We start from the raw sequence: 14,919 nt of genomic DNA, 5'->3' as shown, positions 1-14,919 counted from the left end.
GGCGTCCGCCGAACGCCGTGATCGTCGGCAGGACCTCCTTGCGATAGGCCTCGTAGGGGACCGGGTCGGTGACCTCGAGTTGCACGATGCTGTAAGCCTTCATCGGTTGCCTCCTTTCCGGAACAAGGTCGCTGGGATCAGCCGCGCTTTCGGCTGACGATCTCGACGGGAGCGATGCGACCGGCCTTGAGATTGACCAGGATGTTCGCGACCTTCAGTGGCGCGGTCTCGCCCATCAGGATATGCAGGCCCAAGGGCGGCGGCCCGCCCGCGGCCGCCTTCTCCTGCATCTGGCGGAAGAACTCGATCGCGAAATCGCGCCGGTTGCGCTCGCGCTCGATCGCGAACCCGGCTTCCACCAAATGGCCACGATAACCCGCGGCGGAGTCGACGAAGCTGAAAGCGGGATCGGACGCCCAGGGGAGCGGAAACACCAGCTCGCCCTCGGCTTCGCGCATCACGTCGTAGATGCCGAAGACACCGCCCGGCTTAAGCACGCGCGCCACGCCCGCCATCAGGCGGCGCTTGTCCGCGATGTTCATGCCGACATGGAGCATATAGGCCCGGTCGAAGCGCTCTGCCTCGAACGGCAGATCGACCGCGCTCGCCTGGCGATAGGAGACGCCGTCCGAGAGTCCGACCCGCTTGGCCAGCATGGCCGCGACCTCGACATATTCGGCCGTCAGATCGATGCCCTCGACCTGGCAGCCAAAGGTCTGCGCCCCATGCCGCGAGGCTCCGCCGATGCCACAGCCGATATCGAGCACGCGCATGCCAGGCGCGAAATCCAGCTGCGCCATGAACTCGACCGTCGCCGGCCGGCCGCCGATATGGAACTCGTCGATCGGCGCCAGGTCGGCCGGTGTCAGCCGCGCCGGATCCTTGCCCGACGCTTCGAGCGCCGAGAGAATCGCCCGCTCGAGCGAGCCATGGCTGTAATGCTGCGCAACGCTGGTCTCGACGGTCATGACGGCACTCCCCGACAGCATCACTCCGGACGGCGCATGCGAAAGGCTTCGGTCACCACGGCATATTCCGAATAGCCCAGCCGCGCGATCGGCTTGGCCCCGGCGATATCGACCCGTCCTTCGCGGATGAGGGAATCGTCGATATGGACGCCCAGCACCTCACCCAGGATCATCACATAGGATTCTTGGGGATCGCGGCTCGGCAGCTGGACCGTCTTCCAATAGCGGCATTCGAGATGGACCGGCGCTTCGGCCACGCGCGGCGGCTTCACCAGCCGCGAGGGCGCCGGCGTCAGCTTGGCGAAGGCGAACTCGTCGGTGTCGGCCGGAAGCCGCGCCGAGGTCGCGTTCATCGCCTCGCGCGTGTCCCAGGTCGTGAGATTGCAGACGAATTCCCGGGTCGCCTCGACATTGAAATGCGTGTCCTTGATCGCCCGATCGGCTTTCGAGCCGCCGGGGCAGAACATGACCATGTCGGGATCTTCGGAGATCGCGTTGAAGAAGCTGAAGGGCGCCAGGTTGGGAACGCCGGCGGGGCTGACCGTGCTGATCCAGCCGATCGGCCGCGGCACCACCAGGGCCTTGAAGGGGCTTCGGCCCAGGCCAAGCTCGGCCTTCTTCTCCTCGAAATGCGCGGTCTCGTAGAACATCGCCCCTCCCCGCCTCGCCTTACGCCGCCATCTTGGCCAGATGCGCGAGCAGACCTTGCACGCCCTGGACCCGGCGGTTCGCGTCCTTCCATTCCTGGCGCCAGACCAGCTTATGGTCGGGCCGCACCGAAACCTCGTCCTGCTTGCGATTGATGAAGGCGATGAGCTCGGCCGGCTTGGCGAAGCGATTGTTGCGGAAGGACAGCACGACGCCCTTGGGGCCGGCATCGACCTTCTCGATCCCTGCCTGGCGGCAGAGCTGCTTGATCGCGATGATACCCAGGAGATTCTCGACCTCCGGCGGCAACGGCCCGAAACGGTCGATGAGCTCGGCGCCGAAGGCGTCGATCTCGGTCTTGTCCACCAGGGTGGCGATGCGGCGATAGAGCCCCAGCCGCACGCCGAGATCGGCCACGTAATTCTCCGGGATCAGCACCGGCATGCCGATGCTGATCTGCGGGGTCCATTCCTGTGCGGTCTTGGCCTGGCCGCGCGCTTCCTTGACCGCATCCTCGAGCATCTGCTGATAGAGCTCGACGCCGACCTCGCGGATATGGCCCGACTGCTCGTCGCCGAGAAGGTTGCCGGCGCCGCGGATATCGAGATCGTGGCTGGCGAGCGTGAAGCCGGCGCCCAGCGTGTCGAGGGTCTGCATCACCTGGAGCCGCTTGGCCGCGGTCGGGTTCAGCACCCGGCCCGGCGGCAGGGTCAGATAGGCATAGCCGCGCTGCTTCGAGCGGCCGATGCGCCCGCGCAGCTGATAGAGCTGCGCCAGGCCGAACATGTCGGAGCGATGGATCACCATCGTGTTGGCGGTCGGGATGTCCAGCCCGCTCTCGATGATGTTGGTCGCGAGCAGCATGTCGTATTGCCGGTCATAGAAGGCCGTCATGGCCTTCTCGAGATGGGTCGGCGCCATGCGCCCGTGGGCCATGACGAACTTGATCTCCGGCACCAGGTTGCGCAGGCGCTCGGCGACCTTGTCCAGATCCTCGATCCGCGGCACCACATAGAAGCTCTGCCCGCCGCGGAAATGCTCGCGCAGGATCGCCTCGCGGATCACCACCGGGTCGTAGGGCAGCACGAAGGTCCGCACCGCCAGGCGATCGACCGGCGGCGTCGCGATCAGGCTCATCTCGCGCACGCCCGAGAGGGCGAGCTGCAAAGTGCGCGGGATCGGCGTCGCCGTCAGCGTCAGCACATGGACGTCGGCGCGCAGCTCCTTCAACCGCTCCTTCTGCGCCACGCCGAAATGCTGCTCCTCATCGACGATCATCAAGCCCAGATTGGCGAACTCGACGCTCTTGGCCAGGAGCGAGTGAGTGCCCACCACGATGTCGACCTTACCGGCCTTGATGTCGGCTTTGGCCTGGCTGGCATCCTTGGGCGTGACGAGGCGCGAGAGCTGCGCCACGCGCAGCGGCAGGCCGGCGAAGCGCTCGGTGAAGGTCTTGGTATGCTGGCGGCAGAGCAGCGTCGTCGGCGTCACCACCGCGACCTGATAGCCCGAGGCGGCGGCGATGAAGGCGGCGCGCAAGGCGACCTCGGTCTTGCCGAAGCCGACATCGCCGCAGACCAGGCGATCCATCGGCCGGCCGGAGGCGAGATCGAGCGTGACCTCGTCGATCGCGCGCTGCTGGTCCTCGGTCTCGGCATAGGGGAAGCGGGCGGCGAACTCGTCATAGAGCCCCTCGGGCGGCGACAGCGTCACGCCCGGATGGACCGCGCGCGCCGCGGCCGTGCGGATGAGCTGGGCCGCGATCTCCCGCAGGCGCTGCTTGACCCGGGCCTTGCGCGCCTGCCAGCCGGCTCCGCCCAGCTTGTCGAGCGGCACCGGCAGATCCTCGGCGCCGAAACGGGAGAGCACATCTATGTTCTCGACCGGCACATAAAGCTTGTCGCCGCCGTCATAGATGACCTTGAGGCAGTCATGGGGCGCGCCGCCGATATCGAGCGTCTCGATCCCCTCATAGCGACCGACGCCATGCTCGACATGCACGACCAGGTCGCCATGGGAGAAATTGGCGAGCTCGGTCAGGAACTGGTCGGTCTTCTTGCGCCGCTGGGTCGGGCGCACCAGCCGGTCGCCGAGGATGTCCTGCTCGGCCAGCACCACCAGGTCCGGCGTCTCGAACCCATGCTCGAGGCCCAGCACGGCGAAGGCAACACGGTCGCGCGACAGGCGGCGAATGCCCGCCAGATCGGCCACGCGCTCGTGCTTCTCGAGGCCGTGCTCGGCCAAGAGATGCTCCAGCCGGTCGCGGCTGCCCTCGCTCATGGCGGCGACCGCCACATGGCGGCGCGGCAGACGCGCCTGTGCCAGATGCTCGACCACGGCCGCGAACAGTGTCGCCGGCGCGCTGCCGCGGACATCGGCGAAATCGCGGCCGGCCTTGCCGCCGGCATCCTGCCAGCCGGCGGCATCCTCCGGCATGGCGAAGGGCGTGAAGGCCGCCACCGGGCGGCTCTCCATCCAATCGTCCCATTCGCTGGCATTGATATAGAGGCGGTCGGGCGGCAGCGGCCGGTAAGGCACGCCGCCGGTCTCCTCGGCGCGCTCGAGCTGCCGGCGCGCCTGGTAAAAATCGCGGATCATGTCGAGCCGGGCGTCGCGCGCTTCCTCGGCCTGATGATCGAGCGTGATCAGCGCCTCCGGGAGATAGTCCGGCAGCGTTTCCATCGCGGGCAGGAACAGCGGCAGCCAATGCTCCATGCCGGCATAGAGGCGCCCGGCGCTGATCGCCTCATAGAGCGGATCGTCGCCGGCCACGCCGCCGAAGGCGGCGCGAAAGCCGGTGCGGAACCGTTCGATCGCCGCGGCGTCGAGGCGGGCCTCGCCGATCGGCTTGATCTCGAAGCTGGCGAGCTTGTCCTGGCTGCGTTGATTCAGGGGATCGAAGGCGCGCAGGCTCTCGATGGTGTCGCCGAAGAAATCCACTCGCAAAGGGGCGGGCGAAGCCGGCGGGAACAGATCGATGATGCCGCCGCGCACGGCGAACTCACCGACCTCGTTGACCGTCTCGGCGCGCAGATAGCCGCGCGCGACCAGGAACTCGATCAAGGCCTTGGGCTCCAGGGTGGCGCCCGGCTCCAATCGCAGGGTCTGGCCCTCGAAGCTGCTGCGCGGCGGCAGGCGCTGCAGCAAGGCCGCCACCGTCGTCACCACCACGCGCGCCGGCGCGTCGGCCGGGCGCGGCAGCCGCAACCGCGTCAGCGCATCGACGCGCCTGCCGACGATGTCGCGATGGGGCGAGACGCGATCATAGGGCAGGCAGTCCCAGGCCGGAAAATCGACGATCTCGATCTCGGGATCGGCAAAACGCAGCGCCTCGATCAGCCGCGCCATGCGGGCATCGTCGCGCGCGACATGCAGCAGCTCGCCGCCCGGTCTGGCGGCGCCCTTGCGCGCGCGGCGCACCAGATCGGCGATGATGAGGGCGTCGAACCCCTCGGGCGCCCCGCCGACCGGGACCAGCCCTGCTTGCTCCAAGGAAATCGGCATCAGGTCGTCTTGCGCTGTCCGGCAGCGGCGGCGCTGCCTTGTTCGATCCCGTCGGCTGCCCGGCGCAACAGCGCCCGCAGATCGGTATCCATCTCGGGAGGCGGTTCGGCTTGCCCGGTCAACCAGGTCATCAAATTGGGGTCGCTCTCATCGAGGAGCCGTTCATAGGCTGCTAGTTCGGTCTCGTTCATCGCGGCCAGATGGCGATCGGCGAAGGGCCCCAGCATCAGGTCCATCTCGCGCGTTCCCCGGCGCCAGCTGCGATAGCGCAACCGACTCAAGCGCTGCGCTCGATCCTGCTCGGACATTGTTGTCTACTCCTCGGGGGCGGCTACTCGTCCGGGTCGCGCGCAGCTAGGATATAGCGAGCGAATCTCCTCCTGTCAGCCCGCAGAACCCGCCAAAATCGCCGCGGAACCCGGCCCCGAGGGGCCGGCCCGGCAATAGCCACAAATCTACCGAGGACAATTGCGCCCTGAAATCCTCTTTCCCCTGTTCGCCCCGGTCACCGCCCTGCCGGGCGTGGGCCCGCGGATCGGCAAGCTGATCGAGCAGCTGGCCGGGGCTCGGGTGGTGGATCTCTGCTGGCATCTGCCGAGCGGACTGGTGGATCGGCGCTTTTCGCCGGCCCTCAGCGAGGCGCCCGAGGGCGCCATCATTACGGTAACCGTGACCGTCGACCGGCATGAGAAGCCGCGCACGCCCCGCCTGCCCTATCGGGTCCGTTGCCATGACGCGACCGGCAGCCTGACCCTGGTCTTCTTCAACGCCAAGGCCGACTGGCTGGAAAAGACCCTGCCGATCGGCGAGACCCGGGTGGTGAGCGGCCGGGTCGAGCGCTACCAGGGCGAGTTGCAGATGGCCCATCCGGACCATGTGGTGCCGGAAGCGGAAGCCGAGACCGTGCGCCGGGTCGAGCCGGTCTATCCCCTGACGGCGGGACTGACGCCGCGCCTCCTGGCCAAGGCGGTTCGCGCCGCGGTCGATCGCGCCCCGGAGCTGCCGGAATGGATCGACGCGGAATATCTGAAACGGCAGGGCTGGGCTGGATGGCGCAGCAGCCTGACCACTGCGCACACCCCGGCGGAACTGGCCGACCTTGAGCCCACGATGCTCGCGCGCCAGCGGCTCGCCTTCGACGAATTGCTGGCGAGCCAGCTGGCCCTGGCGCTGGTGCGCGCCCGGCAACGAAAACTCGTCGGCCGGCGGCTCAAGGGCGACGGCAGCATCCGCGCTCGGATCGCCAAGGCCCTGCCCTTCTCGCTCACCGGGTCGCAGAAGACCGCGATTGCGGAAATCGAAGCCGACATGGCGGGCCCGGCGCCGATGCTGCGCTTGCTCCAGGGCGATGTCGGCAGCGGCAAGACGGTCGTGGCGCTGATGGCGATGGCGATCGCGGTCGAAGCCGGTGCGCAAGCGGCGCTGCTGGCGCCCACCGACATCCTGGCGCGCCAACATCTGGCGACCATCTCGCCGTTGGCCGAGGCGGCGGGCTTGCGAGTGGGGCTGCTGACGGGCCGCGATCGCGCCAAGGCGCGGGCCGACACGCTGGCGGGGCTTGCCGACGGCTCGATCCCGATCGTGGTCGGGACCCACGCGCTGGTGCAGGAGGATGTCGAGTTCCGCGATCTGGGTCTCGCCGTGATCGACGAGCAGCATCGCTTCGGCGTGCATCAAAGGCTGCTGCTGGCCGAGAAGGGCAAGGGCGCGGATGTGCTGGTGATGACGGCGACGCCGATCCCGCGCACGCTGATGCTGACGGCCTATGGCGATCTCGACGTGTCGCGCCTGACCGAGAAGCCGGCGGGACGCCAGCCGATCGATACCCGCGCCGTGCCGCTCGATCGCATCGAGGAGGTCGTGGCTGCGGTCGGGCGCGGCATTGCCGATGGGGCGCGGGCCTATTGGATCTGTCCCCTGGTCGAGGAATCCGAGGCGGTCGATCTCGCCAATGCCGAGGCGCGCTTCGCCGATCTGTCGCAACGATTGCCGGTGCGGGTCGGCTTGGTCCATGGCCAGCAGAAGGCGGCCGAGCGCGATGCCGCGATGACGGCCTTCTCGCGCGGCGATATCGACATCCTGGTGGCGACCACGGTGGTCGAGGTTGGCGTCGATGTGCCGGCCGCGACCATCATGGTGATCGAGCATGCCGAGCGCTTCGGGCTGGCGCAGCTTCATCAACTGCGCGGCCGCATCGGCCGCGGCGCCAAACGCTCGACCTGTCTCCTGCTCTATCAGGCGCCGCTGGGCGAGACCGCGAAGGCGCGCCTCAAGATCCTGCGTGAGACCGATGACGGCTTCCGCATCGCCGAGGAGGATCTGCGGCTGCGCGGCGCCGGTGAATTGCTGGGCACGCGCCAGAGCGGCCTGCCCGACTTTCGCCTCGCGAACATCGCCCAGCATGGCGAGCTCCTCGCCGCCGCGCGCGACGATGCGCGCCTCATCCTCGAACGCGATCCCGATCTCGCCGCCGCGCGCGGCCAGGCGTTGCGGGTGCTGCTCTATCTCTTCGAGCGCGATGCGGTGGTGAAGACGGTGCGCTCGGGTTAGCGCGTGTCGGTTGCCGTCGCGACGGGCGACCGCCGGTCGCCCAACAAATGTCCCAGCACCGCCAGCATGACGATGACGCCGCCCACCAGCGTCAGGGTGGGCGGGATCTCGTTGAAGGCGAGCCAGACCCAGACCGGCGCCAGCGGCGCATCGAGCGCGCCGATCAGGGCGCCCTGGGCCGCCGGCAGCATCTTCGTGCCCCAGGTGATGAGCAGCAGTCCGATCCCGTTCTGCAGCACGCCGAACAGCGCCAGATGCCAGAGATCGATCGCTCCGACCTGGGCCGGCGTCGCCAAGGGCAGAACCATCAGGGCTGTGAGCAACGGGGACAACCCCGCCGACGCGGTCATCGGGCGATCGCCATGACGGCGCAGCACGACCATTATGAGCGATAGCGAGAGCGTCATCGCCAGCGCGAAAAGATCGCCCAGCACGTTGCCGAGGCGGAAGGCACCGCCCATCATGACAACGACGCCGACGAAGGCGATGGCGCTCGCGATCAGGATGCCGCGCGACGGCCGCTCGCGCAGCCAAAGCCAGGCGATGCCGGCGGTCACGAAGGGCGCGGCCGCATAGACGATGGCGACATCGGCGACGCTGGTATGGCGGAGGGCTTGGATGAAGAAGATCATACCGCTGCTCGAAAGCAGGGTGACGGCGAGACCGGGCAGCCCCATGGCCGGGATCGAGCGCCAGGCGTCGGCGCCATGCTGCCAGACCAGCACGCCCATGACGAAGAGCCCGGCGAAAATCCCGCGCCAGAACAACAGGGTCCAGACATCGACGGGGATCAGCCGGGTGAAATAGCCGGCGGTGCTGAAGGCCACCGCCGAGCCCACCAGCAGCAGGATTCCCAGCCCCTCCTGACCCCGGCCGGTTTCGCCCATGATGTCCGCCCTCTGCGCCGCTGCGAGTTTCATGGCGAGAGGCTAGCGACCGCCTCCTGACAGCGTGCTGTCAGGAGCATTCGGGGTAGAATTGCCGTGGCCAAGTGGAGGGCTTTGCGATGCGACGCGCCGACCGGCTGTTCGACATCATCCAGGCGTTGCGGGGGGCCAAGGGACCGATGACGGCCGCCGATCTGGCGGAACGGTTGGAGGTGACACCGCGCACCATCTATCGCGACATCGCCACCTTGCAGGCGCGCCAGGTGCCGATCGAGGGCGCGGCCGGCTTGGGCTATATGCTGCGCCAGGGCTACGACCTGCCGCCCTTGATGTTCACGGCCGAGGAGATCGAGGCGATCCTGGTGGGGGCATTGCTGACAAGGCGCACGGGCGATCCCGGTCTGAAGGCCGCGGCCGACAGCGTGCTGTCGAAGGTCACGGCCATCCTGCCCTCGGCGCTCCAGGGCCAGATGACATCGCCCAGCTTCTTCGTCTCCGAGCATGGCGCCACCGAGCCCGCCATCGCCGATCTCGCCTTGATCCGCCGCGCGATCCGCAATCGCAACAAGCTGCAGATCGACTATCTCGACCGCGAAGGCGAGCCGACGACGCGGCGCATCTGGCCGATCGCGGTCGCCTATTTCGTCGAGGTGACGCTGGTCTGCGCCTGGTGCGAGCTGCGCCAGGATTACCGGCATTTCCGCGCCGATCGCATCCAGTCGCTCAAGGTCAGCGAGGAGACCTTCTCGACCGATGGCGGCCGGCTCCTGAAGGAATGGCCGGAATGGTTCCGGGTGACGAAGGGCTGAGGCGAGGCGGCGTCGGGACCAGTCTCCCGACAGGTTCCTGTCAGCTGCCGGCGACTATCTTCCTCAGGCAACCGCCTTGATGGGAGAGGCTGCAAGTCAGCGGAATGGCCCCGGTTCCTCGCGACACATCGATCGCCCGCGGACCGCGTGAGCCCGCCAGGGTTATCGTCTGGGATCCGTTCATCAGGCTGTTTCATTGGCTTCTCGTGGCTTCCGTCGCCGTGGCGATCACTACGAGCCTGATCCTGCCGATCACCTGGCTGGGCTGGCATCTGGTCGCCGGCATCGCGGCCCTAGCTCTGGTCGCGGCGAGGATCGTTTGGGGCTCGTTGGGCTCGACCTATGCCCGCTTCTCCAGCTTCGTGGCGGCGCCAGGCGAACTGCTCATTCATCTGCGCGAACTGCAACAAGGCGCCGCCTATCGCCATCGGGGCCACAATCCGCTCGGCGGCGCCATGATCTTCGCCTTGATCGCCATCATTGTTGCAATCGGCGCCACAGGGACGATCGCGCTGGGCGGCGCCTTGAAGATCGGGCCCCTCGCCTTTGCCGTCGGTTACGCCGCGGGTCGCACCGCCTGGGCGGCTCATCAATGGCTGGCCTATGGGCTTCTCGGCTTGATCGCCCTCCATATCGGCGGCGCGATCTATGAGAGCCGCCGGACTCGAGAGAACCTGGTTCGCGCGATGATCGACGGCCTCAAGGAGGCGCGACCCGCCGACATCACGGCACCACCGCGCCAGCCCAGCCCCGGTCTCGCGACCGCCGTCATGGCGATCCTCCTTGTCGGCATCGCGCCAGCCGTCATCCGCATGACGGGTTGGCCGGCAGCCGGGGTCCCCGATCGGCCTCTCGACAGGGCCTATGCGCGGGAATGCGGAGCCTGCCATGTCGCCTATCACCCGAGCCTGCTGCCCGCCGCGAACTGGAATGTGATCATGGATGAGCTCGCCCGGCATTTCGGCGAGGACGCTGAGCTCGACCCCGCCACGGCGCAATCGATCCGAACCTACCTGATCGCGAATGCAGCCGAACATTATGACACGCTGGCGGCCCATGCCTTCATTCAAGCCAACCCCGCTGACCCGCTGCGAATAACGGCGACGCCCTTCTGGATGCGCCGGCACGCCTCGCTGTCGCCGCAGGTCTTTTCAACCAGGTCCGTCGGCGGCAAGGGGCAGTGCGACGCCTGTCATCAGGATGCGGCGCCAGGGCGTTTCAGTCCCCTCGCGATCGCCATCCCCCGCGAACCCCTTCCGTGAGCCCCATGAACCCGTCTTTCTCCCTTGCGCTCAGCGTGATCGCTGTTTCCCTGCTGTCCACCTTCGGCGCCATCGCCGCCGTCGGCCCGGGTCAGCAGGCCGTGATCGACCACTATGCGGCGGCTGCAAAGGCGAACGACCCCGCCTTCAAAGGGTTCTCCGCCGATCGCGGTAAGGCCTTCTTCCTGGCCAAGCACACCGCCAATCCGGATACGCCCTCCTGCTCGACCTGCCATACCACCGACCCAAAGCAGATGGGACAGACGCGCGTCGGCAAGGTCATCGATCCGATGGCGGTGTCGGTCAGCCCGCAGCGTTTCACCGATCTCGACAAGGTCGAACTCTGGTTCCGGCGCAACTGCAACACCGTCTTGGGTCGGGAATGCACGGCCCAGGAGAAGGGCGACTATGTGATCTTCCTGGCGACCCAATGACGGTCCGTAAACATCAAGCTCCCGGCGCACAGCGCATGGCCGGAAACCTGATTCTGAGTGGGGTGTTGGGCGCCGTCGTCGTGGCCGCTGCACTCGCAGGCGCCTCGGCCAAAAGCCCCGGCGGCGATGTTGTGAAGATCACCGCCTCCACGAGCGCGCAGGATGTCTTCAACAAGCAGTGCGGCGTCTGCCACATGGCCTATCCGCCGGTTTTCCTGCCCGCCCGGTCATGGAAGGCCATCACCGGCGATCTCGCCCATCACTTCGGTGAGGATGCGAGCCTCGACAAGGCGACGACGAAGCTCATCGCCGATTATCTCATGGCCAATGCCGCCGACCGGGCGCCCGGCGTCCCCTCAGGCGTGCTCCGCGGCATCGGCCCCGACGACGTCCCTCTGCGGATCACCGACACGCCGTTCTGGAACAGCGTGCATGGAAACATTCCCGCCGCCGTGCTGGCACGCCCCGAGATCAAGACGAAGAGCAACTGTCTCGGTTGCCATTCCGGCAATTGAGCCTGAATACAAGACGAAGAGGTGCAGCCGGCCGATGGTGCGCAAGCAGCGATCGGTCAGCGACCGCCGAAGCTCCGCAGCTCTGCCAGGGCCTGAACCTTGGGGGCGCCAGGCGCGCGCCTGTCCGGCGGCGACACGATGCCGCCCGAGACCACCATCTTGATGCCCTCCTCGACGGTCATGCTGAGACGGACAAGCTCGCGCTCGGGCAGGAACAGGAGGAAGCCGCTGGTGGGGTTGGGCGTGGTCGGCACGAAGACGCTGGCGAGCTCGCCGCCGCCGAGATCCTGGATCTCGCCGTCGGGCGTGCCGGTGATGAAGCCCAGCGCCCAGACGCCTTTGCGCGGATATTCGACCAGCACCACCTCGCGAAAGGCCTGGGACTTCTGCGACAGCACGGTCTCGAAAATCTGCTTCAACGCGTTATAGACGCCGCGCACGACCGGCGTGCGATTGAGCAGCCGGTCGGAGCCGCGAACCACCATGCGGCCGACCAGGCTGGCGGTCAGCGCGCCGATCAGCGTCAGCCCGGCCAGCAGGATGAGCAGGCCGATGCCGGGCATGCTGAAGGGGAGATAGGTCTCGGGATTGTAATGGGCCGGGATCAGCGGAATGACGGCGCCATCCACCCAGTGGATCAGGGCCCAGGCCAGATAGACGGTGATGCCGATCGGCGCCGTGATCAGGATCCCGGCGAAGAAATAGGTCCGCAGACGCAGCATCAACCCGCCGAAAATCGAGACCCGGACGGGGGTTGCGCTGCCTGGCTCGCTGCCGCTGACGTTTGTCATATTCACCACCGCCGCTCGGCCGCCAAGGTCTCCAAGGACATGGAGGTTCGGCCACCGGCCCCTCGGCCTCACCCTCATTCAACGCCGATATTCCTTACCAATCCGTACGGCGTTCCCAGAAAAGTGATCGGCTGTTGATTTGCGGCCTTCCCGCGAGACGTCCAACTCTCGGATATCGTCCGTGCTCTTTCACATGCCCTTGATTCGGCATGGCTCGCAGCGCCGGCCTCGCACCCCAAAGGCCCTCCCTTGGAACTTGCTCCTCCGCGTACTTTCATCCGGCCGCAGCCGCTCGCCCAGTCGAGCCCCGTGCCAGCCGTCGCGCGGTTGCGCGGCCTCACCACCGCCGTGCCGTCCCATGCGCTGCCCCAGGAAGATGTGATGGCGGCGGCAGGGCACCTGTTCGACCGGCCGCCTGCCGAGCTGGATCGGCTGATGCCGGCCTATGTCAATGCGGGTATCGCGCAGCGCCATTCCTGCGTGCCGCTCGACTGGTATTTCGCGCGCCATGGCTGGCATGAGCGGACCGCGCTCTTCGTCGAGCATGCGCCGGCTCTCCTGGCCGACGCCGCCGAACGCTGCCTCGCCAGCGCCGGCATGGCCTGGGAGCAGGTCGACGCGATCGTCACGGTGTCCTCAACCGGCATCGCCACCCCCAGCCTCGACGCGCTCCTGATGGAGCGGTTGCCCTTCCGGCGCGATGTGATGCGGCTTCCGGTCTTCGGGCTCGGCTGCGCCGGTGGGGTGCTCGGGTTCTCCCGGGCCGCGGAGCTCGCCCGCGCGGCGCCTGGCCGTAACGTGCTGCTGCTCGTGGTCGAGCTCTGCGCCCTCACCTTCCGGCGCGGCGACAATTCGAAGAGCAATGTGATCGCCACCGCGCTCTTCGGCGACGGCGCCGCCGCCGCGCTGATCTCCTGCGACGGCGACGGGCCGGCGCTGGGGCCCGCCGGAGAATATACCTGGCCCGGCACGCTCGATGTCATGGGCTGGCATGTCGAGGAAGACGGGCTGGGCGTGCTGTTCTCGCGCGACATCCCGACCCTGGTCAGGACCCAGTTCCGCCCCGCCATGCTGAAATTCCTCGCGCGCCACGGCATCGCCGTCAGCGAGATCGAGCGCTATGTCTGCCATCCCGGCGGCGCCAAGGTGATCGAGGCGCTCGAGGATGCGCTGGCGATGGAACCGGGCAGCATGACCGAGGCCCGGGATATCCTGCGCCGCTATGGCAACATGTCGGCGCCCACGGCCTTGTTCGTGCTCGAGCGCATGCTGGCAACGCGGGCGGAGGGGCCCTGGCTGATGACGGCGCTGGGGCCGGGATTCACGGCCGCCTTCCAGATCCTGGGCCCCCGCTGATGGCGTTCACGCTCGTCCTTGGCTATCTGGTGGCGGCCAGGCTGATCGAGCTGGTGCTGGCCAACGCCAACAGCCGGCGGCTCCTGGCGGCCGGTGCCGTCGAGCATGGGCGCAATCACTATCCCCTGATCGTGGCGCTGCATGCGCTCTGGATCGCGGCGCTCTGGATCTTCGTACCGCATGACACGGCGCCGGAGCCGATCCTGCTGGGCGCGTTCGTGTTGCTGCAACTGGCCCGGGTCTGGATCATCGCGACGCTCGGCCGCTATTGGACCACGCGCATCATCTCGCTGCCCGAGGCGCCGCTGGTACGCCGCGGCCCCTATCGTTTCGTCCGCCATCCCAATTACCTGGTGGTGGCGCTCGAGATTCCGGTCCTGTCGGGGGCGTTCCACGCCTGGGGACTGGCGCTCGCCTTCGGCCTGGCCAATCTCGCGATCCTTTACTGGCGGATCCGCACCGAGAACCGGGCGCTGGCGCCCCGCCGCTCGCTGGAAACGCGTCAGGCCTGAAGCTTCGCGCCCGCCTGGACCTTGCGCACGAAGGCGGCGAAGTTCTGCAGCTGCTTGGTGATGATCTCCTTGGTGGGCGCGTCGGTCAGTTCGCCCGTCGCGGCATCGATCTTGTGTTGCGCCTGCGCCACCATCACCTCGGGCAGATTCATCACCGCCGCATCGAGGAAGACCATCGTCTGGCGCAGATGATATTGCGCCCGGGCGCCACCCAGCAGGCTGGTGGACGCCGTCTGGATCAGGATCGGCTTGCCGGCGAAAGGCTTGTCCGGCAGGCGCGACACCCAGTCGATCGCGTTCTTCAGGCCGCCCGGCACCGAATAGTTATATTCCGGAGTCACGATGACGATGCCGTCCGCGGCCCTGATCGCGCGGCCCAGGCTCGTGACCGCGTCTGGAAATCCGGCCGCCTGGATATCGGCGTCGTAGAACGGCAATTGGTCGACCGGCGGCAGCGTCTCGAAGGAGATGCCCGAAGGCGCCAGCCCGGGCAAGGCGCGAGCGATCGATGCGTTGAAGGAGCCCTTGCGCAGGCTCCCCAGCAGAATGGCCAGTTTCATTGTCGCTCCCCCACATGACCGGCAAGCGCCGATGATGGCATAACAAAACGCCCGCGAGCCTCGGGGGCCCGCGGGCGCTTCTTCAAGTCACCGGCGATGTCGCCCGGTTAGTCGGTTCAGTGC

General features: G+C 67.5%; 15 protein-coding genes. 7 read left to right on the top strand and 8 right to left on the bottom strand.

Features of this window, described 5'->3' with window-relative positions:
* The 5 genes from ACREE8_RS10255 to ACREE8_RS10235 all read right to left on the bottom strand — a co-directional run.
* On the bottom strand, positions 1-103 hold a 103-nt coding region (locus ACREE8_RS10255), incomplete at its 3' end, for a DUF1330 domain-containing protein (protein ID WP_431572892.1).
* A 34-nt stretch (positions 104-137) separates the two neighbouring features.
* Positions 138-968 carry a class I SAM-dependent methyltransferase gene (locus tag ACREE8_RS10250; protein ID WP_431572891.1) on the bottom strand — a complete coding sequence of 277 codons (831 nt, stop codon included), beginning with the start codon at positions 966-968 and terminating at the stop codon, positions 138-140.
* 20 nt (positions 969-988) lie between these two features.
* The gene (locus ACREE8_RS10245; protein WP_431572890.1) at positions 989-1,618 is read right to left on the bottom strand and encodes a flavin reductase family protein; all 630 of its coding nucleotides are present in this window, start codon (positions 1,616-1,618) and stop codon (positions 989-991) included.
* Positions 1,619-1,637: 19 nt separating this feature from the next.
* Positions 1,638-5,120 (bottom strand): transcription-repair coupling factor, encoded by a 3,483-nt coding sequence (gene mfd, locus ACREE8_RS10240; protein WP_431572889.1) that lies wholly within the window; start codon positions 5,118-5,120, stop codon positions 1,638-1,640.
* Positions 5,120-5,428, bottom strand: coding sequence for a succinate dehydrogenase assembly factor 2 (locus tag ACREE8_RS10235; RefSeq protein ID WP_431572888.1), 309 nt, complete (start codon positions 5,426-5,428; stop codon positions 5,120-5,122). The genes mfd and ACREE8_RS10235 overlap by 1 nt, the downstream gene beginning before the upstream one ends.
* Positions 5,429-5,588: 160 nt before the next feature.
* On the opposite strand from ACREE8_RS10235, the gene recG reads away from it, so the two are divergent.
* Positions 5,589-7,670, top strand: a complete 2,082-nt coding sequence (gene recG / locus ACREE8_RS10230) for an ATP-dependent DNA helicase RecG (protein WP_431572887.1) — start codon at positions 5,589-5,591, stop codon at positions 7,668-7,670.
* Here the strand turns inward: recG and ACREE8_RS10225 are convergent.
* The gene (locus ACREE8_RS10225; RefSeq protein ID WP_431572886.1) at positions 7,667-8,557 is read right to left on the bottom strand and encodes a DMT family transporter; all 891 of its coding nucleotides are present in this window, start codon (positions 8,555-8,557) and stop codon (positions 7,667-7,669) included. The two genes, recG and ACREE8_RS10225, sit on opposite strands and share 4 nt — an antisense overlap.
* A 119-nt stretch (positions 8,558-8,676) precedes the next feature.
* Between ACREE8_RS10225 and ACREE8_RS10220 the strand changes: the two genes are divergently transcribed.
* The 4 genes from ACREE8_RS10220 (at position 8,677) to ACREE8_RS10205 (ending at position 11,577) form a co-directional block, all read left to right on the top strand.
* Entirely contained in the window at positions 8,677-9,366 is a 690-nt protein-coding gene (locus ACREE8_RS10220) for a helix-turn-helix transcriptional regulator (protein WP_431572885.1), read from the top strand.
* A gap of 104 nt (positions 9,367-9,470) precedes the next feature.
* Entirely contained in the window at positions 9,471-10,628 is a 1,158-nt protein-coding gene (locus tag ACREE8_RS10215; RefSeq protein WP_431572884.1) for a cytochrome b/b6 domain-containing protein, read from the top strand.
* Between the two features lie 5 nt (positions 10,629-10,633).
* Complete coding sequence (locus ACREE8_RS10210) at positions 10,634-11,062, top strand: DUF1924 domain-containing protein (protein ID WP_431572883.1); 429 nt, start codon at positions 10,634-10,636, stop codon at positions 11,060-11,062.
* Between the two features lie 35 nt (positions 11,063-11,097).
* Positions 11,098-11,577, top strand: coding sequence for a diheme cytochrome c (locus ACREE8_RS10205; protein ID WP_431572882.1), 480 nt, complete (start codon positions 11,098-11,100; stop codon positions 11,575-11,577).
* Between the two features lie 56 nt (positions 11,578-11,633).
* On the opposite strand, the gene ACREE8_RS10200 is transcribed toward ACREE8_RS10205, so the two are convergent.
* Positions 11,634-12,368, bottom strand: coding sequence for a DUF502 domain-containing protein (locus ACREE8_RS10200; RefSeq protein WP_431572881.1), 735 nt, complete (start codon positions 12,366-12,368; stop codon positions 11,634-11,636).
* A 309-nt stretch (positions 12,369-12,677) separates the two neighbouring features.
* Here ACREE8_RS10200 and ACREE8_RS10195 point away from each other — a divergent pair, with 309 nt between their 5' ends.
* Together ACREE8_RS10195 and ACREE8_RS10190 are read left to right on the top strand one after the other, a co-directional pair.
* Positions 12,678-13,724 (top strand): type III polyketide synthase, encoded by a 1,047-nt coding sequence (locus ACREE8_RS10195; protein WP_431572880.1) that lies wholly within the window; start codon positions 12,678-12,680, stop codon positions 13,722-13,724.
* Complete coding sequence (locus tag ACREE8_RS10190) at positions 13,724-14,236, top strand: isoprenylcysteine carboxyl methyltransferase family protein (RefSeq protein ID WP_431572879.1); 513 nt, start codon at positions 13,724-13,726, stop codon at positions 14,234-14,236. The genes ACREE8_RS10195 and ACREE8_RS10190 overlap by 1 nt, the downstream gene beginning before the upstream one ends.
* On the opposite strand, the gene ACREE8_RS10185 is transcribed toward ACREE8_RS10190, so the two are convergent.
* Positions 14,227-14,796: an NADPH-dependent FMN reductase gene (locus tag ACREE8_RS10185; RefSeq protein ID WP_431572878.1), complete on the bottom strand. Its 570-nt coding sequence runs from the start codon at positions 14,794-14,796 to the stop codon at positions 14,227-14,229. The two genes, ACREE8_RS10190 and ACREE8_RS10185, sit on opposite strands and share 10 nt — an antisense overlap.
* Between the last annotated feature and the right edge of the window lie 123 nt (positions 14,797-14,919).

Source organism: Hypericibacter sp., from assembly GCF_050729195.1.
Lineage (GTDB): Bacteria > Pseudomonadota > Alphaproteobacteria > Dongiales > Dongiaceae > Hypericibacter.
This window is presented reverse-complemented; position numbering and strand designations above follow the sequence as displayed.